Source organism: Litoribacter ruber, from assembly GCF_018500185.1.
In the GTDB taxonomy this organism is placed as follows: domain Bacteria; phylum Bacteroidota; class Bacteroidia; order Cytophagales; family Cyclobacteriaceae; genus Litoribacter; species Litoribacter ruber.
This window is the reverse complement of sequence record NZ_JAHBGI010000002.1, coordinates 416068-442321: the sequence shown is the minus strand read 5'-3', so window position 1 is coordinate 442321 and position 26254 is coordinate 416068. Positions and strand designations below refer to the sequence as shown.

The following is a 26254-nucleotide window of genomic DNA, read 5'->3' as shown; positions in this document are numbered from 1 at the left end:
GGCAGGATTCGAATGCCGCAAAAAAGCGGCACAGGCTCTGCGACCTCCTGCTCAGTATTGTTACTAAATTATTTCTTTGCGCCTTCGCGCCTCCGTGGCTAAACTTTACAAACAAAAAAAGCCCGCTCAAAAGAGCGGACTTCTATGTCGGGGTGGCAGGATTCGAACCTGCGACCTCCTCGTCCCAAACGAGGCGCGATGACCGGGCTACGCTACACCCCGAACTTATTGGCAGAGAGTGGGGGATTCGAACCCCCGGTACGGTTTGACCCGTACGACAGTTTAGCAAACTGCTGGTTTAAGCCACTCACCCAACTCTCTCTGTTTTGGGAAACGTTTTTCCCTTAAAGCGTTGCAAATATAAATCATTATTTCGGAAAGAAACAAACTTCAGAAGCCTTTAAATGGGAAGTTTCTTGCCTTTTTTATCAATTAATTTTTAACCTCCTGAGAGACAAGACGAAAAATTTGGGAGGAGTTTGGAGACCGGAGACGGAAGACGGAAGACGTGACACCGGACAAGGATGGCGGGGGGATTGGTTTTATTGAAAACAAAACTAGAAGAGAAGGCCTTTATATAAAAAAGCCATATGAAAAGATTTATTGCAGCACTATTATTTGTTTTCGTTACCTCCCCACTTTTGGCCCAATGGTCACTAGACGTAGAGTCCGGCATTGCCATCCAAGGTTACAATGAGATCAGGATTCCCAATGAAGGGGGAACATTGTTTGATTTCAACCGCGATTTTGATTTACAGGGGCCAGTGATCCCTGTGAGATTACGTCTCGGCTTCACCTTTGCTGAAAGAAACCATATTTTTGCCCTTTACGCACCTTTGGGTTTGAGGTATGAAGGTGCCGCACCCACCACGATTGATTTTGAAAACAGCACCTTCCCCCAAGGAAATAATATTGATGGGTACTATCAGTTCAACAGCTACCGCCTTACCTACAGACGAGATATTGTGCGAAATGACCGCTGGATTGTTGGGGTAGGTTTTACCGGCAAAATCCGGGATGCGGTAGTAAGACTTCAAGACGAAAGTTCTTACGATTTCAACGATGATGTGGGATTTGTGCCTTTGCTTCATCTATATACCGAGTACAAACTCCCAAAATGGAGTCTTTATCTGGAAGGAGATGGACTTGCTGCCCCCCAAGGTCGGGCATTCGATTTTCTGATCGGGGGAAGAGGGCCTATAGCTCCAAATCTAGAATTGAAGGCAGGCTACAGGGTCCTCGAAGGCGGAGCCTCCAACGACACGGTATATAATTTTACCATTGTCAATTTTGGAGTGGTGGGACTTATCTACACTTTAAATTAAGAATGGTGAAAAAGAAAAAGCCCCCAATTTGGAAGCTCAAAGTGATTCACCGCGGCCAACTCGAACCTGAAACCTACTGTTTAGAAGGCAGGTACTTTTAACCCGGTTTGTAAATAAAAAAAGCTCTCCAAAAGGAGAGCTTTCGTGATCCTGTCAGGACTCGAACCTGAAACCTACTGTTTAGAAGGCAGGTACTTTTAACCCGGTTTGTAAATAAAAAAAGCTCTCCAAAAGGAGAGCTATCGTGATCCTGTCAGGACTCGAACCTGAACCCTACTGCTTAGAAGGCAGTTGCTCTATCCAGTTGAGCTACAAGACCATTCACTTTAAATATTTAACTCAACCTGAAACCTTCCCGGCCGCTTGGGCGGTCGGGATGCTCTATCCAGTTGAGCTACAAGACCGTTTTCGAATCAGGTGCAAATATGGTGCAATTTAGGTTTTTTGGCAAGTGCGGGGCGGGGTTTTTGATCAAAATTATTTTAACTGGTTCATTTTGAGTTGATTTATTTGCAATGATACTTGCTTCCAAACTTTTACCTGCTCAGGGGATTACATATAGAATGGGAATGCTTCACAAAAATGCTTAATTTAAATCATGATAATAATAGTTTTTGGGGTTTCGGGTTGTGGAAAGACAACGGTCGGGCAGCTGCTGGCCGAGCAGTTAAACCTGCCCTTTCACGATGCCGACCTTTACCATCCGCCCGTCAATGTGGCCAAAATGTCCAACGGGGAGCCCTTGACAGACCAGGACAGAATCCCTTGGCTCAAAGTACTTGCCTCCAACCTCCGGGAGTGGGACAATAATGGGGGTGCCGTACTGGCCTGCTCAGCACTCAAGGAAGATTACAGGCAAACCCTTGCGGAAGCAACGGAAATCAACTGGGTGTATCTGGCAGGAAGCTATGATACTATCCGGAAGCGCTTGGTCACCCGGATGAAACATTTTATGAACCCCAAATTGCTGGATTCCCAGTTTGAGATTTTAGAAGAGCCTGACTACGGGATCAGGATTGAAATTGATTCTTCACCACACCTAATCGTACAGGAAATCATGGATAAATTACACCAAAATAAAGTACAGTTTGGAATCATCGGAATGGGCGTGATGGGGCGCAACCTAGCCCTCAATTTAACCGAAAAGGGAGAAACTGTCTGTGTGTACAACCGGCATGTGGCCGGCTCTGAGGAAGGTATCGCGCAGCGCCTTGCCGATGAAAACCCAGACCTGCCATTCAAAGCCTTTGACGATTTGAAATCCTTTGTCCATACTTTGGAAGCGCCTAGGGTAATTCTATTAATGATTCCTGCCGGAAATGCGGTGGATATGCAAATTGAACAGCTCAAGCCTTTACTCTCCAAAGGCGACGTGATTGTGGATGGGGGGAATTCATTTTTTAAGGATAGCGAAAGAAGAGCATCAGAATTAAAAGCTGACGGTTTTCACTTTCTTCCCATGGGTATTTCCGGAGGGGAGGAAGGTGCGAGAAAGGGTCCTAGTCTGATGCCCGGCGGGACAGCAGAAGGTTATAACCTTCTGAAAACCTACTTGGAGAAAATTGCCGCTGTGGATAAAAATGGAAAGGCCTGCATCACCCATGTGGGAACTGGGGGAGCTGGGCATTTTGTCAAAATGGTACACAACAGTATAGAATATGCCGAAATGCAATTGCTCGCCGAGATCTACAGCATCATGCGCCATGGATGGGGGCTGGAACCTGAAAAGATTGCGGCCATTCTGGAGGATTGGGCAGGATATGGTTTGAACAGTTACCTGTTGGAAATCACAGTTTCCATTTTGAAGAAAAAGGAAAATGAAGAATTCCTTTTGGATAAGATTTTGGATCAGGCCGAGCAAAAGGGTACAGGTGGTTGGTCAGTGAGTGTGGCCTTGGAAAACGGGGTGCCATACGGACCTTTGGCTGAGGCCGTAATGGCCAGAAACATCAGTGCCAGGAAAACTTCCCGAGAAGACTTGGCAAAAAAAATAGCCTTCAAACCGGATCCCGCTTTTGTATTTGACGAAAAGCCTGAAATTCTGAGAAATGCCTTTGCCATGGTGAGCTTGATCAACCATGCCGTAGGATTTGACCTCATCAAAACGGTGTCGGATAAGCAGGATTGGGGAATAAATCTTAGTGAGACAGCCAGAATCTGGACCAATGGCTGCATTATCAGGTCTGCCTTGATGGAAGATTTGGTGGATGTTTTTAAAGACCACGACAACTTGCTTGCCGCCAAGCAGTCCTTGGAGCTATTCGGTAAAAGCCAGCGTGATTTAGCCTTTGTGGTCAACCAGGCCATGGAGAGTGGTCATGCCGTTCCTGTGATGTCCTCAGCACTCAATTATTATTTGTCCGCCATCACTTCCGAGTCTCCGGCAAATCTGATCCAAGCCCAGCGGGACTTCTTTGGCGCCCATACTTACCAAAGGAAGGACAAGGAAAGAGGAAATTATTTTCATACTGATTGGCTTTCAAATGATTGATTTTGGACTCTTGATGGCAGTTCTCGTAGGAGTTGCCGTCTTGATTTTTTTGATTCTTTATTTCAAAATCCAACCCTTCCTAGCCCTTTTGATCGCAAGTATCAGCGTGGGACTGATGGCTGGGATGGGGCCTTTGGATGTTCTGGCCAGCGTGCAGGATGGTATGGCCGGCACCCTGGGTTTTATTGCCATTGTAGTCGGTTTGGGGGCCATGCTTGGGGCCATTTTGGAGAACTCCGGGGGGATACAGACTTTGGCGGCCTCCATTTTGAAGGGCGGGGGAGAAAACAAGGTTTCTTTCAAACTCATGTTTACAGGTTTTTTGGTAAGCATTCCCGTGTTTTTTGATGTGGGTGTGGTACTGCTTATGCCGGTGGTATATGCCTTGCAGCGGAAAACGGGGAAATCACTTTTGAAATACGGGATACCCTTGGTGGCTGGGCTGGCCATTACCCATGCCTTTGTGCCCCCTACTCCGGGTCCGGTGGCTGTGGCTAACATACTTGGTGCGGATATGGGCTGGGTGATTGTCATAGGGATTGTGGCCGGAATTCCTGCCGCATTCATGGCCGGACCACTTTTTGGGAATTTTATTGCCAGGCGCATCAACATTACAGCTCCCGATGAGATTACCCATGCAGAAGGGCAATCTAAGCTGCCTTCGGTAGCCTTGATTGTGTTACTTCTGGCTGTGCCGCTGATCTTAATCTTCATGAGCACCTTGGCCCAAATGGCACCTATGGATTTTCAGACTGCCAATCCCAACCTTATCACTTCCTTACGTTTTATAGGGCATCCCTTTTCAGCCCTAATAATTGCCAATTTACTGGTCTGGTACATACTCGGTTTGAAAAAAGGCAGTACAAAGAAAGAACTGTTAGATATAAGCAACCGTTCTTTAGAGCCCGCAGGCCTAATTATCCTTGTGACTGGCGCAGGAGGAGTGTTTAAGGAAATACTTACCCAAACCGAGGCAGGCTTGATGATCGCCGACTTTCTGATGGCCAAAGGGATGAACGCCATCTTTTTTGGGTACCTGGCCGCCGCTGCCATTCGTCTGCTTCAGGGTTCCAGTACGGTGGCTATGATCACAAGTGCTGGAATGACAGCAGCAGTTTTGGCAGGATCAGAAATCAACTCTGTTCAATTGGCGGCATCCGTTATTGCCATTGCCGCCGGAGCCTCGATATATTCTCACGTGAATGACAGCGGGTTCTGGTTGGTGAGCAAATATTTCGGCATGACGGAAAAACAAACCTTGAAATCTTGGAGTATAATGACAACCATCGTTTCACTGGTGGGTTTTGCGGTTAGCCTTTTGGCTTGGAGTTTTGCTTAACAAAATTTCACCCGCAAAATTTTGCATATACTATCAAATAAGTTTATTTTGAAAATCAATTAAACCTAAAATTATGAAAACTGTATTAACAAAGATTGCTTTCGTATTTGTTTTTCTAATTTCTCACAATGCTTTTTCCCAGTCTGCCGATGACATCAAGGGCACTTGGTACAACACAGAGAAAGACGCCAAAGTGGAGATTTTCCAGGAGGGTGACAAGTACTATGGCAAGATTGTTTGGCTTAAAGAGCCTGAGGAAAACGGAAAACCAAAGGTGGATAAAAACAACTCCGACAAATCAAAAAGAGATAGGCCCATTATGGGGATGAGGTTGCTTCGTGATTTTGAATTTGATGGAAATGCCTGGGAAGAGGGGACTATCTATGATCCAAAAAATGGCAAGACCTATTCCAGTATCATCAAAATGAAAAACCCCAATACGCTTGAAGTAAGGGGGTATGTTGGAATTTCTCTTATCGGTAGAACGGTGGAATGGACAAGAGCTGATTAGAAATTAATAGTTATTAAATAAAAAAGGCATCCAGTTTTGGATGCCTTTTTTATTTATCGGGTTGTTACATTGTTTCCGTATTGCCTGGCCAAGCTCATCATGTGGTTCCAAGCGGGCATTAGATTTTGTTCCTGTGCCCGGTTTTGGCTGATCACACGGCCTGATTTGGGAAATTCGCTGTCTTTATGGTTGATATAAAAAGCTTTCAAGTGCAATTCATTGTCATGATACAAATGGGTGATCCTATATGAAATGCTATCATTCAACGAAATCCAGGGATTGTTAGCCGTCCGATTTTGGGAAGCCCCAATGAGTTTGGCGTCCATTTTATCACTTTTTCTATCCATAGATGCTGCTTGAACATCATTTTCATCATCATCATCGTTCTCATTCTGCTCCACGGCTACTTGGCGACTTTCCTGTCCGGTTTCATTTAGGCTTTCCTGGAATTTTGCAGCGTCAAAGATTCTGTCTTCCTGCAACCTTACAGTGATGATGCTGTTTTCGTCCACTTCTTTGAAAAACGTCCCCTCATACTGTTTTACTACAACTTCCTCTTTCCCGGAGATAGAAGTTTTGTAAGCATGATCAGCAGTACAGGAAACACCTGCTATTAGCAGTGAACTTGTCAGTATACTCAGCGTTTTAGTGTTCAGTTTCATGGTCATTAATGGTTAGTTTATTATTAAAAAACAGGGCTATACCTCATTTGTTGGGCTCAAAGGTGGATTTTTCTCCTTTACGAAACTTTCCCACTCTTCGAAGGCCTCTTCTTTCATGACTTTGGCAAATTTCACCTGACCTCCCTTTTTCTTCTTTACTTCATTGAAGTCGTTGAAAAGATCAACAGGAATAATGCGGGTTTCAACTCCCTTCAGGGATTTGCTTCTCGCCACTTTGTAGTTCTTGTTATTTTCCTGGAGGATCTTGTCCAGTTCCTCAGCGACAACATTTTCATCACTACTATCACCATCCACACCCAGATACCAGCGGTGAATGTATTCCCCATCCTTTTTGACGGCCGCTACGGTGAATTCAGGGATGGCAATGGAAAATTGTTCCTGAATCTGCTCAATTGCCTGATCCATTTGGTGCACACTTAGTTGCGAACCAACTACATTCAGGAAGAACTTGGTTCGTCCCGTAATGATGATTTCACATTTCTCCTTGTCGGTAAACTGAATGGTGTCTCCAATCATATACCTCCAGGCTCCCGAAACAGTAGAAATGACAAGGATATAATCAACCCCTTCTTCCACCTGGTCAATGGCCAATGAGGGGGCATCCGGATGAACGGCCCCTGACTCGGTCATGTTTTCAGGCTTGAAGGGGACAAACTCAAAGTAAATCCCGTTGTCGAGTACCAAAGTCATGGAGCTGGAATCCGGCCTGCTTTGGAAAGCCAAAAATCCTTCCGATGCCAAATAAGTATCTATGTAGATTAGGGGATGCGCGAGCAGTTTTTCAAAGCTCTTTCGGTGGGGTTCGAATGCTACCCCACCAGGGGTGTAAACAGCCAAGTTTGGCCAAATGTCGTGAATATTATCCACCTTGTGGTATTCGATGACCTTTTTCATCATCAGTTCTATCCAAGAAGGAATGCCACTGATGCTGCCAATATCCCATTCTTTGGCTTTTTTGGCTATGGCTTCCACGCGCTTGTCCCAGTCCTCAATTGAGGCTATTTCCTCTCCAGGTTTGTAAAAGTTTTTAAACCAAAAAGGGATTCTGCTGGCGCTAATACCGCTGATTTCCCCTTCAAGAAAACCGTTGTTTTCCTTCAAATCGGTAGAGCTTCCCAACATCATGATCTGTTTTTCAAAAAAATCACCGGGAAGGTCATATTTGGAAAGGGTCATAATCTGCTTTACACCAGTTTTCCGGATGGAATCGAGCATGTCGTCTGTGACGGGGATATGTTTGCTGGCACTCGTGGTGCCACTGCTCACGGCAAAATACTCATTGAGTCCCGGCCATGTGATGTTTTCATGCCGGTCCATAAGCTTGCACCACCATTTGTTGTACATGGCGTCGTAATCGTGGTAGGGGACCTTTTTGGCAAATGCCTTGTCTATATCCTCATCCTCATCCAAAATCTGCTGAAAACCATAGTAAAGACCAAAAGAGGTGTCTTTTGCTTTATCCAACAGGCTTTCCAATACTTCCAATTGAGCGTCTTTCGGGCTCTGATCCGAGTTCAGTTTATCCCCAAACTCGATTGCCCTTTTGATAATTTCTCCAATGACTGTCATTTATAATAATTGTGGTAAGTGGTCAAAATAAAAAATGTAACTACTTTATATGCAACTATTGGACCATTCAAAGGTTTTGGGAGAGGAGCGGGGTATTAGTTGAACGTGGCTGCACTGTCAACCACCTCGTACTTCGTACTTCAGAATGGGTACAAAGTACTAGGTACCAAGTACCAAGTACACCGCAGGGCAGGGCGCTTCTTGGGGTGATTTGGAGGCTTTTTTGAAATTAACCGTTTTTTACTCTCGTGGCCCTCCCTTCGAGCTTCGCTCTTCGGATGGGACATAAGTGGAACGTGAATAAACTTCATTATTCGGCGTTCATCATTCGATATTCATTATTAATCAAACGTGGCTGCACTGTGAAAAATTCTTTGTTCTTCAGAATGGGTACAAAGTACTAGGTACCAGCACCAAGTACACCACAGGGCAGAGCGCTTCTCGGGGTGATTTGGAGGCCTTTTTGAGATTAACCGTTTTTTACTCTCGTGGCCGCCCTCCCTTCGAGCTTCGCTCTTCGGATGGGGCATTAGTGGAACGTGAATAAACTTCATTATTCGGCGTTCATCATTCGATATTCATTATTTTCTCAAATGTGGCTGCACTGTGAAAAATTCTTCGTACTTCGTACTTAAGAATGGGTACCAAGTACAACGTACCACGTACCACGTACAAAGAGTACACCGCAGGTCAAGACGCTTTTTGGAGTGATTTGTAGGCATTTCTGATATTAACCGTTTTTACTCTCGTGGCCCTCCCTCGGGGCTTCGCTCTTCGGATGGGGCATCATTGGAACGTGAATAAACTTCATCATTCAACATTCATCATTTAATTCCGTGACTGACCCGAAATTCTAACTTCTAACTTCTAACCTCGTCCTTCTTCCTACACCAACTCCCTCAAATCCACCGGTACCACTCTCGATACTCCGGCCTCAATCATGGTGATGCCATAGATGATGTCCGTGCTGGCCATCGTGCGTTTGTTGTGGGTGACGATGATGAACTGTGACTCTTCCGAGAAGGCCTGGATGATATTGTTAAACTTGTCAATGTTGGCATCATCAAGCGGTGCATCCACCTCATCGAATATACAGAAAGGGGCCGGCTTGAGCAGATAAATGGCAAATAGGAGAGAAGTTGCCGTGAGGGTTTTCTCCCCGCCTGAAAGTTGGTTGATTGTCAAGGGGCGCTTGCCTTTTGGCTTGGCCATAATTTCTATGGTGGACTCCAAAGGGTTGGACGGGTCCGTAAGTCTCAAATCACAATCATCTTCTGCGGTAAACAAGCTTCTGAAGACTTTTACAAAGTTCGTCTTTATTTTATCAAAGGCATCCAAAAACGTTTCCCTGGCTACCATATCAATCTCCTTGATGGTGGAAACCAACGATTCCTTGGCTTTGATCAGATCCTCTTTTTGCTCTGTGATGAAGGTATGGCGCTCCTTGATTTCATTGTAAGCCTCCATGGCCATTGGGTTGATGGGCCCAATCTTGTCCAATTTTTCCTTTGCCTTGCTTACTTCAGCGCGGATGGTGGATTCATCCTTGTCCAGGTAATCCTCATGAACCTCCGGATTTTCTTCCATCAGTTTGTCCAGATCAATCTCAAACTCCACGCTCAGCCTTTCTTTCATGCTGCTCATTTTGAGTTTAACCTCGTTTAGGGCCTGCTGAAATTCCATGATGATGGTATCGATGTTTTCCTTTTGCTTTTGGAATTCACGCATGCCCTTCTCGATGGCGTCTATATCACCACGGGCAGCATAGTACTCCTTTTCCGCTTCATTTACACCGTTTTCAATGGTTTCTTTTTCGGAATAAAGTTCAATAAGCTCATCATCCTTGACCTCATTGTTGTCCAAAACGGACCTGATCTCCTGGTCGATTCCACTTAGCTCGGTCTGGGAAACATCAATCCTCTTCTTACTTCCCTCAAAAGCATTTTGCTTGAAAGTAATCTCCTGCTCCAAGCTGTTTACCTTATTGAGTTGTTGGTGGTATTGTATGTTTTCCTGGTTGTAGGCATTGGATCGCACGGTGAGGTTTTCACTTTCCATCTGCAGGTTTTCGGTCAACTCCGCCAACTCGTATTCCAGGTCCTCAAACCCGGCCTTGCTTGCCTGGAGTTTAGGTCCAAGATCGGCCACCTCTTCGTTAAGCGTTTCTATCCTTTCGAGAATATCTTCCCTCTTGTTGGCGTTGGTGGAGAGCATTTCAAAGAGCTGCTCCTTTTTCGTACGCACAGATATGTAATCCTGGTTGACTTCATTGATTTCCTGCTGGAGTGTTTCAATTTGGGCTTTATACGAAACTTCCTTGAGCTTCATCAGGTCACCTACTTTGCGGTCCAAGTCTGCTCTGGTTTGGCTCACTTTTTTGTTAAGTTCCTTGATATCACGCTCAAGTTTCTCCAGATTTTTGGCCCTACCAATTCTTTTTCCCTCAAATAGTCCTACCGAACCACCGCTGAGGCTGAATTTTCTCTTGGTAACTTTCCCGCTTTCGGTAATGAAAACTGCGCTTTCATCTTTTGGAATATCCCTATATTCACCCCTTACGATGTAGACATCGTCCAGAATGTAGCTGATCAGTTTGGCGTATTTGACATCATATTCGATGATCTCAGTGGCGGCCATGGCATTTGGGAAAAGCTTATTTATAGAAGGCTTGAACTTTTCAAAATGCTCCAAAATGAAAAAATTGGCCTTTCCTCTGGCTGAATCACTGAGCAGGTTTACCGCAGCCACGGCTTGGTCTTCCGTATCCACCACATAATAGTTCATATACCCCTCAAGGTAATTTTCTATCGTCACGCGGTAGTTTTCATCCGTAGTCAGAATATCCGAAAGTAGGGGAGTATCCTTTCCCCAGCTGCTGTTTTTCTTGAGAAATTTGATGGCCTCTGGGAAACCCTCCAGATTTTCTACCAGTGATTTAGTAAGGTTAAACTCATTCTGCTTGGCATCCAGCTTCCTACTGATCTGCGTTACCTCCTCTTTGATCAGGTCAATGGTGTGGGTGGTTTCTTCAATTTTGGCAAGTTGTTGTGCTTCAGAAGATTTGATACGGGTCAATTCTTCTGACTTTTGGTCAAGATCTTCTTTGAGGATTAATATCTTATCCTCAAAGTCGGCCAAATTTGCTTCCTGTGAATCGTCATCCAAAGTGGTTTTTTCCAACTCCTGCTTCAGGGTAGATAGCTGGATTTGCTTAATTTCAAGCTCTTTGGAAACTTGGTAGATCGTATCCTTTCTTTCGGTAAAATCCTTATTTAGCACTTTTTGCTTTTCCTGAAGCATGGCATGGTTTTCCTTCTGCTCCTCATAGGTTGCTTTCAGGTTTTCCACCACCATTTCTTTTTCCAAAAGCTGCTTTTCTGCGCTTTCCATTTCTTGCTGAAGGGAGCGAATACTAAAACCAGCCCTTTCGTTGCTCTTCCGGTCTTGGTCTATTTGTTCCCGCAGTTTCTGGGCCCTGTCCTCCAAAAAACGCAGCCTCTCGTTCTTGATTTTCTTATCGCTCTCAAATTGCCTGATTTTGTTCACCTGCTCATTCAGCGCTTTTTGGCGGCTGGCCAAAAGTTTCTCTCGGTGGATCAGGTCAGCTTTCAGCTGCTCCAATTGGGCCTCTCTTTCGGAAAGCTGGGTGTTGTAGCTAAGTTTGCGGTCCTGCTCCTGGGTGATTTTTCCGCTCAATTCAAGAAGAGTTTCAGTTTGCTTGCTGACGCTCTTTTTGGCCAAAGCAATGCTGGCTGCCTTGTAATCTTTTTTGATCTGAAAATACTTTTCGGTCTGTTTGGCCTGCTTTTCCAGTTGCTTAAGGTTTTTTTCTATCTCAAAAAGTACATCTTCCACACGGTCAAGATCCGCATCGGTATCCTCTAATTTTTTGAGGGTTTCTTTTTTTCTGGTTTTGAATTTTGAGATCCCTGCAGCTTCTTCAAAAAGATCCCTACGGCTGTTGTTTTTGTCGTTGAGGAGCTCGTCGATCATTTTGAGCTCGATGATGGCGTAGCTATTGGAGTTGATGCCGGTGTCCATGAACAGGTTGGTGATATCTTTCAGACGGCAGGCAATCCCATTAAGCAGGTATTCGCTTTCCCCGGAACGGTAGTATCTACGGGTGATCGTCACATGCGTGTATTCCGTGGGCAGGAGGTTTTTGGTGTTTTCAAACGTAAGGGAGACCTCAGCCAGGTTGGTGGGCTTCCTGTTTTTGGTACCGTTGAAGATGACATTTTCCATTTTGTCGGAACGCAGTATCCTGGTCTTTTGCTCACCCAACACCCAGCGAATGGCATCCACCACATTGGATTTACCGCATCCGTTTGGCCCCACGATACCCGTGATCCCTTTGTCAAAATGGATGACAATCCTATCCCCAAAACTCTTAAATCCCTTAACTTCTAGCTTGGTAAGCTGCATCTTACTCGAATGATAATTTCCAAAAACAAACAAAATTAAACAGTTCGAGGCAATTAGCAAGTTTAGGGAAGAATTCAATTGGACACTAAGGTGCACAACTTGTCCCGAGCAGCCCTGTCCTCAAGAAAGCTTCATCCCCGCCCGTGACTGACTTTAAGTAGAACCATGACAACCATGCAATCTAATTACGGACCCATTCCGACCTCTATTTTCGCGCGTAAACAAAATTTTAATTACCTTAGTAGAGCATTAAAATAAAAAGCATGGACGCTGGTACTCTCATATATATTGTTTTAGTCATCATTTACTTTCTGTTTACGGCTTTTAAGAAAAAAAACAAGCCCCAAGAAGGAGAGGAAAGATTTGAGGGGGAGGAGGAAGGCGAGCGCCGACCGGCGTCCTTTGAGGATATGCTCAGGGAAATCCGTAGGGAGCAGGAGCAGAGAACCCGAGAAGTGGAAAACAGAGAGCAGCCTGAAGAAGAAGATCTTTATGAAGAGGCAGCCTATTCCCAGCCTACTCCTGCACCCAAGCCTAAACCCAAACCCCAGCCAAAAGCCCAAAATGAACCTGCCAATCCTTACAAGAAGTATTACGAAGGGGGAGAGGGCAGCCTAAAAAATGTAGAAAAAGAACCTCTGGTTACCCTTGACGAACAAGTGGACATTAGCTCAGACGAAAAGATCATCGGAGAAGTGGAAGATGTGGCCGAGGAAAAAAGCGCCGTTAACCCTTACGCAAAGCTCCTCAAAAACCCTGAAACGGTGAAGGATGCAGTGGTGCTCTCCGAAATACTAAACAGGAAGTACTTTTGATGACGTTGGGGTTTTACCGCAGAGAAACAAAGGAGCGCAAAGATTAAATTTAGTGACGTTTGGTTTTTTAACCGCAGAGAAGCGCAGAGATTTTAAATAAATGACGTTTGATAATTAACCGCAAAGAAACAGAGAAGCGCAAAGAATATTTTTTTGAAGAAAACTCTCTGAGCCTCTGGTCCTCTGGGGTTTATTTTACAAGGTTACTATAAATTTGGCTGGGGAGTGGTCCGCAGATAGGGTTTTATTCTTTTGTGACCCTTGGGAAATTTTTCAGGGATGTCGGCATCTGCAATCGCCGGTGCAATTACCACATCCTCACCGTGTTTCCAGTTGGCCGGTGTTGCTACCGAATAATTGGCAGTTAATTGTAAAGAGTCAATTACCCTGAGGAGCTCATCGAAATTCCTACCGGTACTTGCCGGGTAGGTAATCATCAACTTGATCTTTTTATCATTACCGATGACAAATACAGACCTTACAGTGGCATTTTCTGTTGAGTTAGGGTGGATCATATCATAGAGCTCAGATACTTTTCTGTCTTCATCTGCAATGATTGGGAAATTCACTTCAGTGCCTTGGGTTTCATTGATGTCTTTCACCCATTCTTTATGGCTTTCCAAGCCATCTACACTTAAGGCTATCACCTTGGTGTTCCTTTTTTCAAATTCCTTTTTCAACCTGGCGGTAGCACCTAGTTCGGTGGTGCAAACCGGTGTGAAATCGGCAGGGTGGCTAAAGAGAACTCCCCAGCTGTCGCCAAGGTAGTCGTGAAATTGTATGGTGCCTTCAGTACTTTCCGCTGTGAAATCTGGGGCTACGTCTCCTAGTCTTAATGACATAATGTAGTTAGTTTTAGTGGGAAATGTTGAGTTTCGTAAAAAACCCGCCTGGCTTAGAAAGGTTTTGATTTACAGGTTATTAATTCCATATAGATGCCGATAAATTTTTAACAACAGAGGACCAGAGAAGCACAGAGATTTAAAGTGATTTTTTGATGAAATATTTATTTTCCAAGCTGTTCTTTGGCCCCTTGGAGGTGGGTGGGATCTTGGGTTTGGATGGCGAAATAACCATAAGCCAAGGGGGCTGCGAAAGTTCTTTCAATAGTGTGTTCATAGAGTTTATCCCAAGTATCTCCGCCCTGCTTTTCATATTCTTGAATGAGGTCTTTGAGACTATCCTCCCCAAACACCTTATGGTGACCGGCAAAATCTTCAGAGATATCACCGATATGTGCGGTAGACCAGTCAATAATCCCAGTCACTTCCCCTGATTCATTTACCATCACATGTCCCGCATAGAGGTCCCCGTGGATAAATTTTGTGAAATCTGGCCACAGCGGATCATTGTCCAACCACTTTCGGTAACGTGACTCCAGCTCCTTACTCAAACCCAATTCTGATTTTACCAACTCCAATCGATCTGCCATTACTTTACGTAGATTTTCAGCTGGAGTGATCTTGAGGCCAGATTTCTCCACCTGACTCCGTGGGATACTATGAAGTTGGACCAACGCTTCTGCCAAAGAAGTAATATAAGCAGGGTTATTCTGGTCCATGTTCCAGCTCACCTCATAGGTTTGGGCGTCAAAAGTCAAAGCCGGTTTTCCTTCCAACAGTGGATAAGCCACAAGCTCTGAATTGGCAATTTGCCAGTTTGGTACCTGGATGCTTAAATACTTTCCGGCTAATTCTAAAATCTTTTTTTCCTCCTCGATCTGCTCCCCCAAGTCCTTTCTCCTGGGGATTCTCAAGAGCCATTTCTTCCCATCCTCAGTTGTGGCAAAGACCACTTTGAAGTCAATGCCCATATCGTTGAAGACGAGGTCTTCCTTAACAGCGAGTCCATTTGATTTGGTGAGTTTTTGTATGTCATCAATTTTCATAGAAAGCGAAGATTAATCAGTTCACGTGTTAAATTTAACCGCTGAGAAGCAAAGAAACGCAAAGAGCATTGGTTTAAAACGGCCAAAATAGTGGTCTGATGTTAAGTTGCAGAACTCTTCGGTGCTGCCTCTGCAGCCATAGGCAGGCTTAGATTCCGTCCTCCCAATCAATGGAGAATAGGCTATTGGCATCTCGGCGGATAATCAAATAAATCTCTCTGATCCTCTGAAGTTTATTTCCTAATTTATTCAAAATAATCACTATACCTCACAGTGGAGTCATTCCTTGCCCTCCGGAGTTTGTCAAAATCCAAACGGTACTTGGGTGCTCCGGGTTTTTCCATGGGAATATAGCTCTGTTTTCTAAATGACCTTATTAGCCCCATAATACCCATAGAAGGATTGGTGGAGAAAAACGTGGCTTCCCCATTGCCAGCTGCCATTCTTTTTGCCGTGTTTGCAATACTGTTTTGGGTGTGATGATTGCCAAGCCGGTATATATTTTTTACAAAATTCAAGTTGTTGGTTAAGTTGCTTTCTAACTGGCTGGGGATATACGGTGTATCAAGTATCAGCTGCTTTAACTTTTCCTCAGAAGGAAAGGAACTGACTGTAAATTCCTCCAACTCCGTTTCATTGAAATGAAGCAGGATGTTCAAAGGATTGCTGTCCTCCACCACGTGTGAGTGAGCCATATAGGCTATGTGGGTAAAGGTTAACTTATCTCCAATATTTACCTCGATCTCAAATCTGCCTTCCGCATCGGTAATGCCCTGACGGTTTCGGGAGACTACATGGGCCCCAACGATAGGTGCACCAGTATCTGCATCCCTTATAAAACCTTTAAGCAAAAATCTATCCTGGGGAATTATGGAAGTTAATATCCAAAAAGCCATTATCACCTGGTTCATTCGAAAAATATTTAGTAAAAGTTTCCTGTCCTTGGTCAAGTTCGTCAGAAATCAGTTCTGATACTAAAGCATTAAGTATTCTTAACCTAGGTTAACGTTTGATTAGAAATTGGACACTTAATTGATTTCTATGTTTTCAAGGTACTTATAGCCGCTGCCTGTATTCATCAACAGCACTTTTTCTCCAGGTTTTATCCAGCTTTTTTCCTTTAATTTTTTGAAAGCTTGCCACAGGGCAGCTCCTTCTGGGCATACGAGTAACCCCTCTTTTTTTGCAATTTCCTTCATTCCGGTTTCCATTTCTGCATCATTGATGGTTATTGCGGTACCCTGGCTTTCTCTCAGCACTTTGAGAATATATTCATCTGCATAAGGCTTTGGCACTCTCAGGCCATTTGCAATAGTAAAGCCTTTGTCTACATACTCGGACTCCGTTTGGTGCTGGTGAAATGCCTGTGTGATGCCGTCACAACTAGTAGCCTGTACAGAAACCATGCGGGGACGCTCACTTCCTATCCACCCCAATGTCTCCATTTCGTCAAACGCTTTCCATATGCCCAAAAGGCCTGTACCCCCGCCAGTGGGGTATAGAATCACGTCGGGAAGAATCCAGTCCATCTGCTCGGCTATTTCGTACCCCATAGTTTTTTTTCCTTCCAGCCTGTAGGGTTCTTTAAGTGTAAAAACTGGAAACCACCCGTTTTTCTCCCCCTCTTCGGAGGCTAATTTCGAACAGTCCTTAATATTCCCATCCACTTCCGTGAGGTTGGCTCCGTAGAGTACGCACTCGTCTTTGAACAGTTGAGGTGTTTCTTTGGGCATAAATACATGCGCCTTGATACCCGCTTTAGCGCAGTAGGCAGCCAAAGCTCCCGCTGCATTGCCAGCTGAAGGTATACATGCAGCTTTCACGCCGAGTTCGAGAGCTTTTGAAATGGCAGTGCTCTGTCCCCTAGATTTAAAGGATCCTGTAGGGTTGCCCGATTCATCCTTCCAATAGACCCGGTTTTCCTCCAGTCCATCTAGGTTTTGCAAGGGGAGAATCGGAGTAAATCCTTCACCGAGGCTAATCATATATTCAACCTTCTCTATAGGCAACACCGGACTGTACCGCCACATGCTATTGGGGTTAGCCCTGAGGCTTTCTTTTTTGAAAACTCCAGGGGATAGGTTATATCTGGCAAAAAGAGAGGATTGGCAATTGGTGTTTTCACATACAGTATGCAATTCTTGGTGAAGATACGTTCGTCCGCATTTGGGACATTCAAGATGGCTGATTAGTGATGTGCTTGGTTGGTGTAGGATATTCATGAGAAAGGAAAGCGGTTTCCTATTACAACAGCAGCAGGTACATCATGTTTGAAAAATCCCGATTGGACAAGTTTCAGCTTTACATTTGCTTAGGATGATCTTTAAATATGGTCTTTAGCCTGATTTGCCATTCGGCTACATGCAGACTTTTGGGGTAGTCCAATAATAGGGATTCTAAAAGCTGCGTCAAGGGGCTGATTTGCCTTGTTTTTGTATAAAGAATTATTATCCGATTTATGTCATGAACATAATTGGCCAAAGTCAGGAAATCGCTCCCTTTCCCGTGTTGGATACAGATTTTATAAAATTCAATTGCAGCAAGATAGTCTTGTGATTTTTCACTCTCCTGTCCTTTTTTTCTCCAGGTTTGAAGAATTTCAAAATCCTTTGACCAAGCTTCGTTAGCTGATCTTATGAATTCTGATTTAGCTTTTATTTTTCGATATTCTCCTTCAAATGCCATATCCCGATATCTTGCGTGATGAAATTTAAAACCACTTATAAAAGTTGAATTTCAAAAATAAATTTCCATTGATTAGTAGTCAATACCTGTTTTCAGGTATTTTTACTTTTCAATGTAATAGACATTTATTTCAATTGACTTAGAACTTCATTTAGCTCTCTTGTATAAGTATCAATGGATACAGCTGCATTTTTCATGTACTTTACTAGGTCTTGAAACTCTTCTAGGGATATGCTTTCGCTCTCGAGGTAGGAGGCAACAGAAGATATTTGAGTGACAGGTTTTCTCAATTTATGAGAGATGTTAAACAGTATTTCATTGATGAGTTTGCTGTTTTTCTTAAAATAAGCTGATTGATCGATAGGAAGGCGTAAAGATAAATATTCTTTAATAGTTTGGTTTTTGTCAACTACAGGAATGATAAGGGTGTCCTTCCAATAATCACTTCCATCTTTTGCCTGGCTATTCACCATTCCCTTCCATGATTTTCCAAGGGAAAGTTGTTGTAGTATTTTGTTATAGAAGGATTGTGAATGGTATTTGGACTGGATCAACTTGTAACTTGACCCTACCAATTCTTCCGGAGTAAATTTGCTAATCTCGCAAAACCTGTCATTGACATAGGTTATTTTCCCCTCAAGATCAAAAATAATGCAGGCAATATTTAATTTAAATGTTGTCTGATAAGTTTGAAATGTGTTTACTAGATCAATTCTAGCATCCATTTCTATAGTAGATGATTCCGGCAAGCTGCCAAGGATGGATAACGGGTTTTTCAAGCTAACTCCTTTTCTTTAAGGTAAATAGGTTAATTTTACGAATGTAAAAATTTTTATTTGTATAAACATGTATTTTTTTAAATAGTCCTTTAAATGTTATTTTTTATATAAAATTAAACGAATACTAGGACATTTTATTCATTGGAGACGTATTGACATACCCTTAGCAGTCAATTTAGGATTTAAATCAAAATTTCAATTAAAAGTCTGGACAATCGTAGATCATGAAAAATTTTATGTCTAAATATAAAAACATTTTAAAACTTCAAGATCCAAAATTCTTGGTTGCAAAAACATTTAGAGAGCAATTTGAGAAAGTCCAGGCCTTACATGAGGAATTTGAATTTAAATATAAGTTACCATTGGTAATTCTGTTTGCATTAACATCACTTCTCAATCCGCTGGCTTCACAGACAACCTCAACTTTTAACCTTGGCTTAAACAATCAACTTTCTATTTCTGAAATGGAGGAGGATTTACAAGTCTTTATTGATATAAGAAAGAATGTTAATTCTGGGCTATATATTTACAGGACGGAAGAGGAGGTAGATAGTCTTTATCGCTGGGCATTTGAACAAATTAAACGACCTTTAAAAACTTCTGAATTTTTTAAAATAATCTCTAATTTAACTGATTTCGAAGGGAGTGTGCATAATTATACCGAGCCTGGAACAGATGATTTAAATGAACTCAAAAAGCAGAAAACATTTTTCCCATATCATTTGACCTACCTTGAAGGCAAAATAATCTTTGATGGGCTTACCGAAAAAATACCCCCTGGATCTCAAATTTTAAATATTAATGGCAAGGAAGACCTTGAATTGATGCAGTCATTCCAGAAGTATTTTCCTGTTGATGGTTTTAATACCAGTTATAAACTTTCCGCAAGTGTAAATAATGCTTTTGCTTGGAGATATGTAATTGAGTATGGGGCAACTGATAAATTCGAAGTGAAATTTTTAGCTCCAGGGAAAATTGAACCCCAAACAGAGTTTCTTCAGGCTGTAACATTTGAAGAAAGGGAAAAAAACCTTTCAAATAAATACAGTGCACCGATTTCTGACTTGCTGGATTACGAAAAGCAACCTCCTTATAGTTACGAGCAGATTGATGCAAAAACAGGCTTGCTTAACCTAAGATTTTTTGGATTTGCCACAGGTAAAGATGACCCACAATTTGATCTATATACCCAATTTTTGGATAGTGTATTTACAGTTTTGGATGAAAAATTAATTCCTAATCTAGTTATTGATGTAAGAAACAATCCTGGGGGAAGTGACCCTACTTTTGAACAACCTGTCAGGTATTTGAGTGATAGCTCTTTCCAAGAAAATTTAGAAGCCCATATAATATTTAATCCACAGGACTTCCCTTATGATGACTTTTTCTGGGGTGTTTCAACGGATGCGAGGATCGACAGTGCCACGAAGGTTATGGGGCTCGAATTTTTGGATGATTACTTTGAAGATTTCAATGAAGGGAAGAGTTATCAAAACCCTAAATATAACCCCATTTATCAACCGAAGTCGCCAGCATACCATGGTCAGGTTTATATGTTGATTAATGAAAATACCGCCTCTGCGGCCTCGCATTTCGCTTCATTGATGAAAGGGTATGCAAGGAATTTAACCACTGTGGGGGTAGAAACAGTAGGAGGATATTATGAGCACAATGGACATATAGGACTTGTATATGAATTGCCAAATTCAAAAATAAAATCCAAATTTTCGGTTGTTTATGTGGTGCATGATGCACCACAAAGGGCCGATCAGCCTTATGGAAGAGGGATTATCCCTGATTATGAGCTGTGGCCTACAATAGAGGACTTTCTTAAGCATAAGGATAGTCAAAAAGAATTTGTTTTAAAATTAATATCCAACTCATAAGTCCAATCTTTGTGCTTCGGTATTCCGATCTTTATCTGATTCGGGCGTACAATTATTGTAATGTTACTTCGTAGTTATTTTTTTTCATTTAACTGAAAATGTAAACAATATGGTTATTAAAATATATTTAAATGGCTAGTTATAGCAAGATTATATGGGTAACAAAATTAGCAATGGGCTCAATGGTGGTGGAGAAGATTCAGGGCCATTAGAGCTTAGAGATTTTTCTATCCAGGGCTATGGCTACGCCTGGTATAGGCTTACATCTCTTTAATTTACTTGCCTAAATAATAGGTATGTTTGGCCGAGAAAAGATGCTCGGCCAAAGTGAATTAATAGCCTGTTCCATTCGGAGGAGAGGGGGCAGATGGAGCATTACTGCCTATGTTGCCTTCGGCTATCAGGGTGGCAAGATCCTCCATGCTCAGGTGTACATTCACGTGCCCATTGTAGGTGATGAGCTCTTCATAGGTGACCGGGGTACCATTGTCAAACATGGTCACTCGGGTTTGACTTCTGCCAGTACTTCCATCCACAGATGTCAGGTCCACCACGATTGGCCCACCTTCGGCTACAGAGTTTGCGTGGATGTGGGCGGGGTGGATGGCTCCATCCTCGGTGCCTTCCAATTGGATGGTCACTAATGTGGCATTACTTCCATCTTTTTGGAAAATCACATTTCCAGGGTTGTTAAAACCAGGAAGGGCATTTAAGGTGTAGATTTTGGCTTCCTCTCTTGGCGCATCATCGTCATCACTGCACCCGACACTAACCAGACAGCCAATTATCACCACCAAAAGGGTTAAGGGGTTGAGTAAAGCTTTCATGATTATTGATAGTAAGTTAAATATAGAAACCGGCTTCCGCTTCGGTTTACTTTATCTTATTAAACGAAAAATCAATGAGTTAGGGCGTAAAATGGATAATATGAAAGATAGAGAATCAATAATCCAAAACTACCTGGATGGCTACAATTCATTCGATGTGGGCAAGATGGTCCAGGACTTTTCGGAAGGCATAGTTTTCCAGAATTACCAAAATGGGGAATTGACCATGGCTTTGAAGGGGAAGCAGGAATTCAGCAATCAGGCTATGGCGACATGTGAATACTTTTCAGAAAGGAAGCAAACCATCCTAGCAATCAGACATTACCCTGATAGAACTGAGGTAGATCTGGAATACTTTGGGGTATTGGCTAAAGACCTCTCAGAAGAGATGAAACAGGGGCAAGAGATTAGGTTAAATGGCAGGTCTCTCTTTGTGTTTGAGAACAACAAGATTACCAAGCTGGTTGATAAAAGTTAAATAAGTGATTAAATAAAATAACTGTAAAATGTCATATGTGAAATTTCTTCTGCTTGCATTATTATTAATTTCTTCCCAAAGTTTTGTGTTTGGCCAAGAGCCTGCACCTCAGGAAACTTCCGGAAAATCAATGGTGGATTTTGGATTGGAAGGAATGCTGGGAGTTTCTGTAGGCCCTGATTTCTATGCGGTCAATGTAGGTGGCCCAAGTCTATTTTTAAATATCAACCCTGATTGGAAGGTGGGGGTAGGAGCATTGCCCTCTCTATATGTGTATGAGGGAAAACTGGGGGCCAGGCTTGGTGTTGCCCCTAGAGTAGATTATAGGAAATTGGCCTTCTTCGTTCCCTTTTTCCATATGGATTCCCAAGATCAATGGGTATGGTCAGTAGGAATGGGGTACAAATTTCATTAGTAGAGACCGGGAAAAAAACCTGCCTTTGCCGGTAGGAAGGCTTCTAAACCCACTTTTCGGTCTGAAATCTATTTTACCGACTCCAGCATTTTATGAAAGATTTCATTGTTTTCATATACCCCCTGGAAGTTTTCAGAGCCTGGGCCAAAGGCAAATACAGGAATCATAGCTGCCGTGTGTCCACCTGTAGTAAAGGTGCCCGTCACAGTTTTATAACCATCCTTGCCGCTGGATAGTGCGTACCCTCCGGTCTCATGGTCAGCAGTCACTATTACCAAAGTATTCCCATCCTTTTCGGCAAAATCCAAAACGGCATTGATGGTCTTATCAAAATCAAGCATTTCATCCACAATATAATCATGGTCATTGGCGTGTCCACCCCAATCTATCTGGGAGCCTTCAATCATGACAAAAAAGTTATCATTCGTATTTTTCAGCTTATTGATGGTATAAAGGGATGCCTCTGTCAAAAATTCTCCTCTGCCTTCAGATATTTTTTGCATGGCACTTGAGGCCATCAGGTGGGCTTCTTTCTCGGCTGGGTTTTCCACCTCTATTTCTTGATCACTTTTTGTTTTAACATGGTAACCTTTTGACCTTAGACTGTCCAAATAATTGATACCATCTTCTCTGGCATTAAAATATTTTTCACCTCCTCCGATTACGATATCCACATCTGAATCCAAAAGCTGCTTGGCTATATCCTCTTCCATTTTTCTGTGGGCTACGTGGGCATAAAAGGCCGCAGGAGTGGCATGGGTAATAGAACTGGTAGCCACCAAGCCTGTTCTCCAGCCTTTCTTGGATAATATCTCCACAATAGTTTCCGCTGCCACCGTGTCATCATCTACTCCAATTGCTGCATTGTAAGTTTTGATGCCGCTGGCAAAGGCTGTGGCACCGGCTGCAGAGTCAGTAATGCGGTTATCTGAGGATGAGGTTTTAATAAACCCTATGTTTTTAAACCGGTCAAAGCTGGCAATCTTATCCTCAAAAGCATAAAGGGAGGAAATCTGGGTAACACCCATTCCATCGCCGATTAATAATATGATGTTTTTAGGATTTGTGGTTTCTTCCTCTGCTGAAAGATGACTCACGTCAGAGTCATTTTTACAGCCAATAGCTGCCACCAGCAGGGAAGCAAAAATTAACTTTCTCATTTGACTTTTTTTTTTCAAAGATAAGGCTTTAAAGATAGGGGCAATAAATATCAAGGTTAAAGGTAGGTTATGGTTTAGGAGTTTATTCGGCCTTCGGCCTGGTTTAGGGGTTTAGAAATCGCAAGAGGGGAGAAGGATGAGGCTTTACTGCATCGCGGAAGTTTCACGCGAAGGGCGCAAAGGAAAAGCGCAAAGACCGCAATGTAATAGTGATTGCTTACGGTGGTCCCTGAGCGAAATCGAAGGGAAGCCTGAGGGTGTTGTCGTGGTATACCTTAAACCCAGTCTGCGCGAGGCAGGTTCTATACTTCCCGATCCGCAAAGCGGTTATCCGGAAAAAACCCTTCTAAAATAACGAAAACCAAATTGTGTTTTAGATGTTGATTTTTCATGGATACCCAAAAAATTAACCTTGCTTCAATCACTTTTTTTAAATTTCCCCCCAAAAACCGTTTCTGGATTTTTAAACAAATTGGTAGGTCCAAAAGGCTGGAAAGTAAATTCGATGGGACCAATTTTGTTCGTTTGATGGGAACGGGAGCAGGTTTTGGCTTTGAAATCTTGCCGGACTTTTCCTCTTATGCCTTGTTAATACACTGGACGGATCTTGATGCAGCAGAAAATGTGGAGCAACATCCCACTTTCCGTGAATTAGCCGATATGTCTGAATCACATGAAACGCATTGGATGCAATGTGCACGGGTACATGGCAGTTGGAATGGAGTCAACCCCTTTTTTCCCTCAGCTGAATACAAAGGCGGCCCCATCATCACTATCACACGGGCCCGTATAAGCTGGAAATATATGCTAAGTTTTTTAAAAGCCGTGAAGGTAACAGTCAAGGCACTTCAGAATACGCCTGGGCTTATATATACCAAAGGGATCGGGCAAACTCCCTTAGTGGAACAAGCAACATTTTCAATTTGGGAGAATGCTGAATGTATGGAAAACTATGCCTACCGCACACGCCACCAGGAATACCTCGAAGTAAATCAACAATGGTTTCAGGAAGAATTATTTGGGAGGTTTGTACCAGTTGAATTGCCCTAGTTTCTTAACTACGTAGTTTAGGAGGTTAGTCGGCCTTCGGCCTGGTTTAGGGGTTTGGAAATCGCTAAGCGGCGAGGAGGATGAGGCGTTGGTTTCACGCGGTAGTTTCACGCGGAGGCGCAGAGATAAAGCGCAAAGGACGCAATGCTTAGATTGGCTCTACTGGTTTTTCTCAGCTTCACTGGACACTTGACAAACACGGGTTGGTTGATAGGTTTAATGTCCAGAAGGGAATAGCTGCGCTGGATTCCCTTCTGGACTGATTAAAGGATTAAGGAGAGGAAGTACCTTACGTTAATCCCTTAATCCGTTAAACCCATCAACCTATTCATAGATCCCCGAAGCGGTTATCGGGAAATAAACCTGCCTTTGCCGGCAGGCTTTTAAAGCAATTGATAAAATGTTAACTTTATAATCTGACCGTCAATCAATAAGCAGTATGAAAAGAGTTTCCATTTTACTTTTAAACCAAGTCAATTTGGGCAGTCTGGAAAATGCAAGATTGGGTTTGTTGGAGGCAAACCACTACCTGGAAAGCCAGCAGCTGCCACCGGCTTTTGAGGTGAAACTGGTCGGTGTGGAAAAGGAGGTCAAACTCCAAAATGAGCTCTATACTATTAAAGCTGAAAAAACACTTGATCAATTTGAGCATACAGACTTAATAATTATCCCACCCGTGCAGGGCGACCTGCAAGTGGCTATCCAGGAAAACAAAGCTTTTATTCCTTGGATCCAAGCCAGGGTGGGCGAGGGGGCAGAGGTGGTTTCCCTTTGCCTTGGGGCATTTATTTTGGCCAGCACCGGGCTCCTTGATGGTAGAAAATGTGTGACCCATTGGAAAGCAGCCAGTCAGTTTCAAAAGCTTTTTCCCCAAACACACCTCGCTCCAGACAGCCTGATGACAGACGAACAGGGTATCTATACCGGAGGCGGCGCCTTTTCTTCTGCCAACCTGATTTTGTATGTCATTGAAAAGTTCGTTAACCGGCAGGCAGCCATTTACTGTTCCAAAATTTTTCAAATAGATATGGGGCGGAATTCCCAATCCGAATTCATCATCTTCACTGGACAAAAGGACCATGCCGATGAGGTAGTGAGGAACGTTCAGGATTTTGTGGAGAAGAACTTTACCGAAAAAATCCAAGTAGATGACCTTAGCTCCAAGTTTAACCTTGTCCGAAGGACACTGGAACGGAGGTTCAAGCATGCCACCGGCAATACCCTATTGGAATACGTACAACGGGTGAGGGTAGAGGCAGCAAAACGGAATCTGGAAAAATCCCGAAAAAGCATCAGTGAAATTATGTATGATGTAGGCTATTCTGACAATAAAGCCTTTAGGGAGGTTTTCAAAAAATATGTGGGTCTGTCTCCCTTGGATTACAAACATAAGTATGGTGTTGCTGAAAATGCGATGAATTTGGTCTAAGAAACTTTGTCGCAATAGCCCCCTAGAATGTCGGATTGACACAGAACTGGGCGATTCAATACTTTTTAACTTTGATATAACATTAACCCCTTTACTTTTATGCATACTGAAATTGAGCTTTATAACCAAACATTGGAAGGAGAGGACAGGATAATTGCCGACCACCTTCATAGGGAAATCAAAAAAGGATTACCTGATGCGGAGAGCAAAATCTGGCATCGCCATCCGGTATGGTTTCTCAATGGCAATCCCATAGTAGGCTATTCTAAATTGAAAAACTGTGTACGTTTGCTTTTTTGGAGCGGACAGAGTTTTGAAGAGCCAGGACTTCAGCCTGAAGGCAAGTTTAAAGCAGCAGAGTGCCGGTATCGCACCGTGACTGAAATTGACTCACAAAAGCTGCAGCATTGGCTGATCAAGGCCCGGAATATTCAGTGGGATTACAAAAACATCGTCAAAAGGAAAGGGCAATTGGAAAGATTGGTTTGACTTAAATAAT

22 protein-coding genes and 3 tRNA genes are annotated in these 26254 nt (G+C 43.1%); 11 read left to right on the top strand and 14 right to left on the bottom strand.

Features of this window, described 5'->3' with window-relative positions:
• Positions 1-147 precede the first annotated feature (147 nt).
• Both KIH41_RS04245 and KIH41_RS04240 read right to left on the bottom strand, forming a co-directional pair.
• A tRNA-Pro gene (locus KIH41_RS04245) sits at positions 148-222 on the bottom strand.
• Between the two features lie 7 nt (positions 223-229).
• Positions 230-321 (bottom strand) — tRNA-Ser (locus KIH41_RS04240).
• Positions 322-590: 269 nt separating this feature from the next.
• On the opposite strand from KIH41_RS04240, the gene KIH41_RS04235 reads away from it, so the two are divergent.
• Complete coding sequence (locus KIH41_RS04235) at positions 591-1325, top strand: porin family protein (protein WP_213946262.1); 735 nt, start codon at positions 591-593, stop codon at positions 1323-1325.
• A 245-nt stretch (positions 1326-1570) separates the two neighbouring features.
• On the opposite strand, the gene KIH41_RS04230 is transcribed toward KIH41_RS04235, so the two are convergent.
• A tRNA-Arg gene (locus tag KIH41_RS04230) sits at positions 1571-1644 on the bottom strand.
• A gap of 279 nt (positions 1645-1923) precedes the next feature.
• On the opposite strand from KIH41_RS04230, the gene gndA reads away from it, so the two are divergent.
• From gndA to KIH41_RS04215, 3 genes are all read left to right on the top strand, one after another.
• Positions 1924-3816 carry an NADP-dependent phosphogluconate dehydrogenase gene (gndA, locus tag KIH41_RS04225; RefSeq protein ID WP_214161624.1) on the top strand — a complete coding sequence of 631 codons (1893 nt, stop codon included), beginning with the start codon at positions 1924-1926 and terminating at the stop codon, positions 3814-3816.
• Entirely contained in the window at positions 3809-5155 is a 1347-nt protein-coding gene (locus KIH41_RS04220) for a GntP family permease (protein ID WP_214161623.1), read from the top strand. Before gndA ends, KIH41_RS04220 begins: the two co-directional genes overlap by 8 nt.
• A 73-nt stretch (positions 5156-5228) precedes the next feature.
• A complete protein-coding gene (locus KIH41_RS04215) occupies positions 5229-5666 on the top strand; it encodes a DUF2147 domain-containing protein (protein WP_213946259.1) in 438 nt (145 codons plus the stop codon).
• A gap of 53 nt (positions 5667-5719) precedes the next feature.
• Here the strand turns inward: KIH41_RS04215 and KIH41_RS04210 are convergent, their stop codons facing one another.
• The 3 genes from KIH41_RS04210 to smc form a co-directional block, all read right to left on the bottom strand.
• On the bottom strand, positions 5720-6328 hold the full coding sequence (locus KIH41_RS04210; RefSeq protein WP_214161622.1) for a hypothetical protein: 609 nt from the start codon (positions 6326-6328) through the stop codon (positions 5720-5722).
• Between the two features lie 36 nt (positions 6329-6364).
• Positions 6365-7918 (bottom strand): GH3 family domain-containing protein, encoded by a 1554-nt coding sequence (locus tag KIH41_RS04205; RefSeq protein WP_213946257.1) that lies wholly within the window; start codon positions 7916-7918, stop codon positions 6365-6367.
• A gap of 885 nt (positions 7919-8803) precedes the next feature.
• On the bottom strand, positions 8804-12343 hold the full coding sequence (smc, locus tag KIH41_RS04200) for a chromosome segregation protein SMC (RefSeq protein ID WP_214161621.1): 3540 nt from the start codon (positions 12341-12343) through the stop codon (positions 8804-8806).
• A 263-nt stretch (positions 12344-12606) separates the two neighbouring features.
• Between smc and KIH41_RS04195 the strand changes: the two genes are divergently transcribed.
• The gene (locus KIH41_RS04195) at positions 12607-13158 is read left to right on the top strand and encodes a hypothetical protein (protein ID WP_214161620.1); all 552 of its coding nucleotides are present in this window, start codon (positions 12607-12609) and stop codon (positions 13156-13158) included.
• A 206-nt stretch (positions 13159-13364) separates the two neighbouring features.
• On the opposite strand, the gene KIH41_RS04190 is transcribed toward KIH41_RS04195, so the two are convergent.
• The 6 genes from KIH41_RS04190 to KIH41_RS04165 all read right to left on the bottom strand — a co-directional run bounded on the left by KIH41_RS04190 (position 13365) and on the right by KIH41_RS04165 (position 18510).
• Complete coding sequence (locus KIH41_RS04190; protein ID WP_214161619.1) at positions 13365-14000, bottom strand: peroxiredoxin; 636 nt, start codon at positions 13998-14000, stop codon at positions 13365-13367.
• 164 nt (positions 14001-14164) lie between these two features.
• Positions 14165-15046 carry a macrolide 2'-phosphotransferase gene (locus KIH41_RS04185; protein ID WP_214161618.1) on the bottom strand — a complete coding sequence of 294 codons (882 nt, stop codon included), beginning with the start codon at positions 15044-15046 and terminating at the stop codon, positions 14165-14167.
• A gap of 245 nt (positions 15047-15291) precedes the next feature.
• Positions 15292-15957 (bottom strand): peptidase associated/transthyretin-like domain-containing protein, encoded by a 666-nt coding sequence (locus KIH41_RS04180; RefSeq protein ID WP_214161617.1) that lies wholly within the window; start codon positions 15955-15957, stop codon positions 15292-15294.
• 117 nt (positions 15958-16074) lie between these two features.
• Positions 16075-17268 carry a threonine synthase gene (locus KIH41_RS04175; protein ID WP_213946664.1) on the bottom strand — a complete coding sequence of 398 codons (1194 nt, stop codon included), beginning with the start codon at positions 17266-17268 and terminating at the stop codon, positions 16075-16077.
• A 79-nt stretch (positions 17269-17347) separates the two neighbouring features.
• Positions 17348-17731, bottom strand: coding sequence for a hypothetical protein (locus tag KIH41_RS04170; RefSeq protein WP_214161616.1), 384 nt, complete (start codon positions 17729-17731; stop codon positions 17348-17350).
• Between the two features lie 125 nt (positions 17732-17856).
• Positions 17857-18510, bottom strand: a complete 654-nt coding sequence (locus tag KIH41_RS04165; protein ID WP_214161615.1) for a PAS domain-containing protein — start codon at positions 18508-18510, stop codon at positions 17857-17859.
• A gap of 224 nt (positions 18511-18734) precedes the next feature.
• On the opposite strand from KIH41_RS04165, the gene KIH41_RS04160 reads away from it, so the two are divergent.
• Positions 18735-20396 carry a S41 family peptidase gene (locus tag KIH41_RS04160; RefSeq protein ID WP_214161614.1) on the top strand — a complete coding sequence of 554 codons (1662 nt, stop codon included), beginning with the start codon at positions 18735-18737 and terminating at the stop codon, positions 20394-20396.
• A 332-nt stretch (positions 20397-20728) separates the two neighbouring features.
• Here the strand turns inward: KIH41_RS04160 and KIH41_RS04155 are convergent, their stop codons facing one another.
• On the bottom strand, positions 20729-21223 hold the full coding sequence (locus tag KIH41_RS04155; protein WP_214161613.1) for a CHRD domain-containing protein: 495 nt from the start codon (positions 21221-21223) through the stop codon (positions 20729-20731).
• Positions 21224-21323: 100 nt separating this feature from the next.
• Here KIH41_RS04155 and KIH41_RS04150 point away from each other — a divergent pair, with 100 nt between their 5' ends.
• Together KIH41_RS04150 and KIH41_RS04145 are read left to right on the top strand one after the other, a co-directional pair.
• The gene (locus KIH41_RS04150; RefSeq protein WP_213946671.1) at positions 21324-21701 is read left to right on the top strand and encodes a nuclear transport factor 2-like protein; all 378 of its coding nucleotides are present in this window, start codon (positions 21324-21326) and stop codon (positions 21699-21701) included.
• 28 nt (positions 21702-21729) lie between these two features.
• A complete protein-coding gene (locus KIH41_RS04145; RefSeq protein WP_246538946.1) occupies positions 21730-22116 on the top strand; it encodes a hypothetical protein in 387 nt (128 codons plus the stop codon).
• A gap of 68 nt (positions 22117-22184) precedes the next feature.
• Here the strand turns inward: KIH41_RS04145 and KIH41_RS04140 are convergent, their stop codons facing one another.
• A complete protein-coding gene (locus tag KIH41_RS04140) occupies positions 22185-23276 on the bottom strand; it encodes an alkaline phosphatase (protein ID WP_214161612.1) in 1092 nt (363 codons plus the stop codon).
• 528 nt (positions 23277-23804) lie between these two features.
• On the opposite strand from KIH41_RS04140, the gene KIH41_RS04135 reads away from it, so the two are divergent.
• The 3 genes from KIH41_RS04135 (at position 23805) to KIH41_RS04125 (ending at position 26244) form a co-directional block, all read left to right on the top strand.
• The gene (locus tag KIH41_RS04135; RefSeq protein ID WP_214161611.1) at positions 23805-24326 is read left to right on the top strand and encodes a DUF3291 domain-containing protein; all 522 of its coding nucleotides are present in this window, start codon (positions 23805-23807) and stop codon (positions 24324-24326) included.
• A gap of 439 nt (positions 24327-24765) precedes the next feature.
• On the top strand, positions 24766-25755 hold the full coding sequence (locus KIH41_RS04130; RefSeq protein WP_214161610.1) for a GlxA family transcriptional regulator: 990 nt from the start codon (positions 24766-24768) through the stop codon (positions 25753-25755).
• Positions 25756-25854: 99 nt separating this feature from the next.
• Positions 25855-26244: a DUF1801 domain-containing protein gene (locus tag KIH41_RS04125; RefSeq protein ID WP_214161609.1), complete on the top strand. Its 390-nt coding sequence runs from the start codon at positions 25855-25857 to the stop codon at positions 26242-26244.
• Positions 26245-26254 lie beyond the last annotated feature (10 nt).

Coding starts and splice junctions, on each gene's coding strand:
- KIH41_RS04235 (WP_213946262.1), top strand. CDS start 591: ATGAAAAGATTTATTGCAGCACTATTATTTGTTTTCGTTACCTCCCCA.
- gndA (WP_214161624.1), top strand. CDS start 1,924: ATGATAATAATAGTTTTTGGGGTTTCGGGTTGTGGAAAGACAACGGTC.
- KIH41_RS04220 (WP_214161623.1), top strand. CDS start 3,809: ATGATTGATTTTGGACTCTTGATGGCAGTTCTCGTAGGAGTTGCCGTC.
- KIH41_RS04215 (WP_213946259.1), top strand. CDS start 5,229: ATGAAAACTGTATTAACAAAGATTGCTTTCGTATTTGTTTTTCTAATT.
- KIH41_RS04210 (WP_214161622.1), bottom strand. CDS start 6,328: ATGAAACTGAACACTAAAACGCTGAGTATACTGACAAGTTCACTGCTA.
- KIH41_RS04205 (WP_213946257.1), bottom strand. CDS start 7,918: ATGACAGTCATTGGAGAAATTATCAAAAGGGCAATCGAGTTTGGGGAT.
- smc (WP_214161621.1), bottom strand. CDS start 12,343: ATGCAGCTTACCAAGCTAGAAGTTAAGGGATTTAAGAGTTTTGGGGAT.
- KIH41_RS04195 (WP_214161620.1), top strand. CDS start 12,607: ATGGACGCTGGTACTCTCATATATATTGTTTTAGTCATCATTTACTTT.
- KIH41_RS04190 (WP_214161619.1), bottom strand. CDS start 14,000: ATGTCATTAAGACTAGGAGACGTAGCCCCAGATTTCACAGCGGAAAGT.
- KIH41_RS04185 (WP_214161618.1), bottom strand. CDS start 15,046: ATGAAAATTGATGACATACAAAAACTCACCAAATCAAATGGACTCGCT.
- KIH41_RS04180 (WP_214161617.1), bottom strand. CDS start 15,957: ATGAACCAGGTGATAATGGCTTTTTGGATATTAACTTCCATAATTCCC.
- KIH41_RS04175 (WP_213946664.1), bottom strand. CDS start 17,268: ATGAATATCCTACACCAACCAAGCACATCACTAATCAGCCATCTTGAA.
- KIH41_RS04170 (WP_214161616.1), bottom strand. CDS start 17,731: ATGGCATTTGAAGGAGAATATCGAAAAATAAAAGCTAAATCAGAATTC.
- KIH41_RS04160 (WP_214161614.1), top strand. CDS start 18,735: ATGAAAAATTTTATGTCTAAATATAAAAACATTTTAAAACTTCAAGAT.
- KIH41_RS04155 (WP_214161613.1), bottom strand. CDS start 21,223: ATGAAAGCTTTACTCAACCCCTTAACCCTTTTGGTGGTGATAATTGGC.
- KIH41_RS04150 (WP_213946671.1), top strand. CDS start 21,324: ATGAAAGATAGAGAATCAATAATCCAAAACTACCTGGATGGCTACAAT.
- KIH41_RS04145 (WP_246538946.1), top strand. CDS start 21,730: ATGTCATATGTGAAATTTCTTCTGCTTGCATTATTATTAATTTCTTCC.
- KIH41_RS04140 (WP_214161612.1), bottom strand. CDS start 23,276: ATGAGAAAGTTAATTTTTGCTTCCCTGCTGGTGGCAGCTATTGGCTGT.
- KIH41_RS04135 (WP_214161611.1), top strand. CDS start 23,805: ATGGGAACGGGAGCAGGTTTTGGCTTTGAAATCTTGCCGGACTTTTCC.
- KIH41_RS04130 (WP_214161610.1), top strand. CDS start 24,766: ATGAAAAGAGTTTCCATTTTACTTTTAAACCAAGTCAATTTGGGCAGT.
- KIH41_RS04125 (WP_214161609.1), top strand. CDS start 25,855: ATGCATACTGAAATTGAGCTTTATAACCAAACATTGGAAGGAGAGGAC.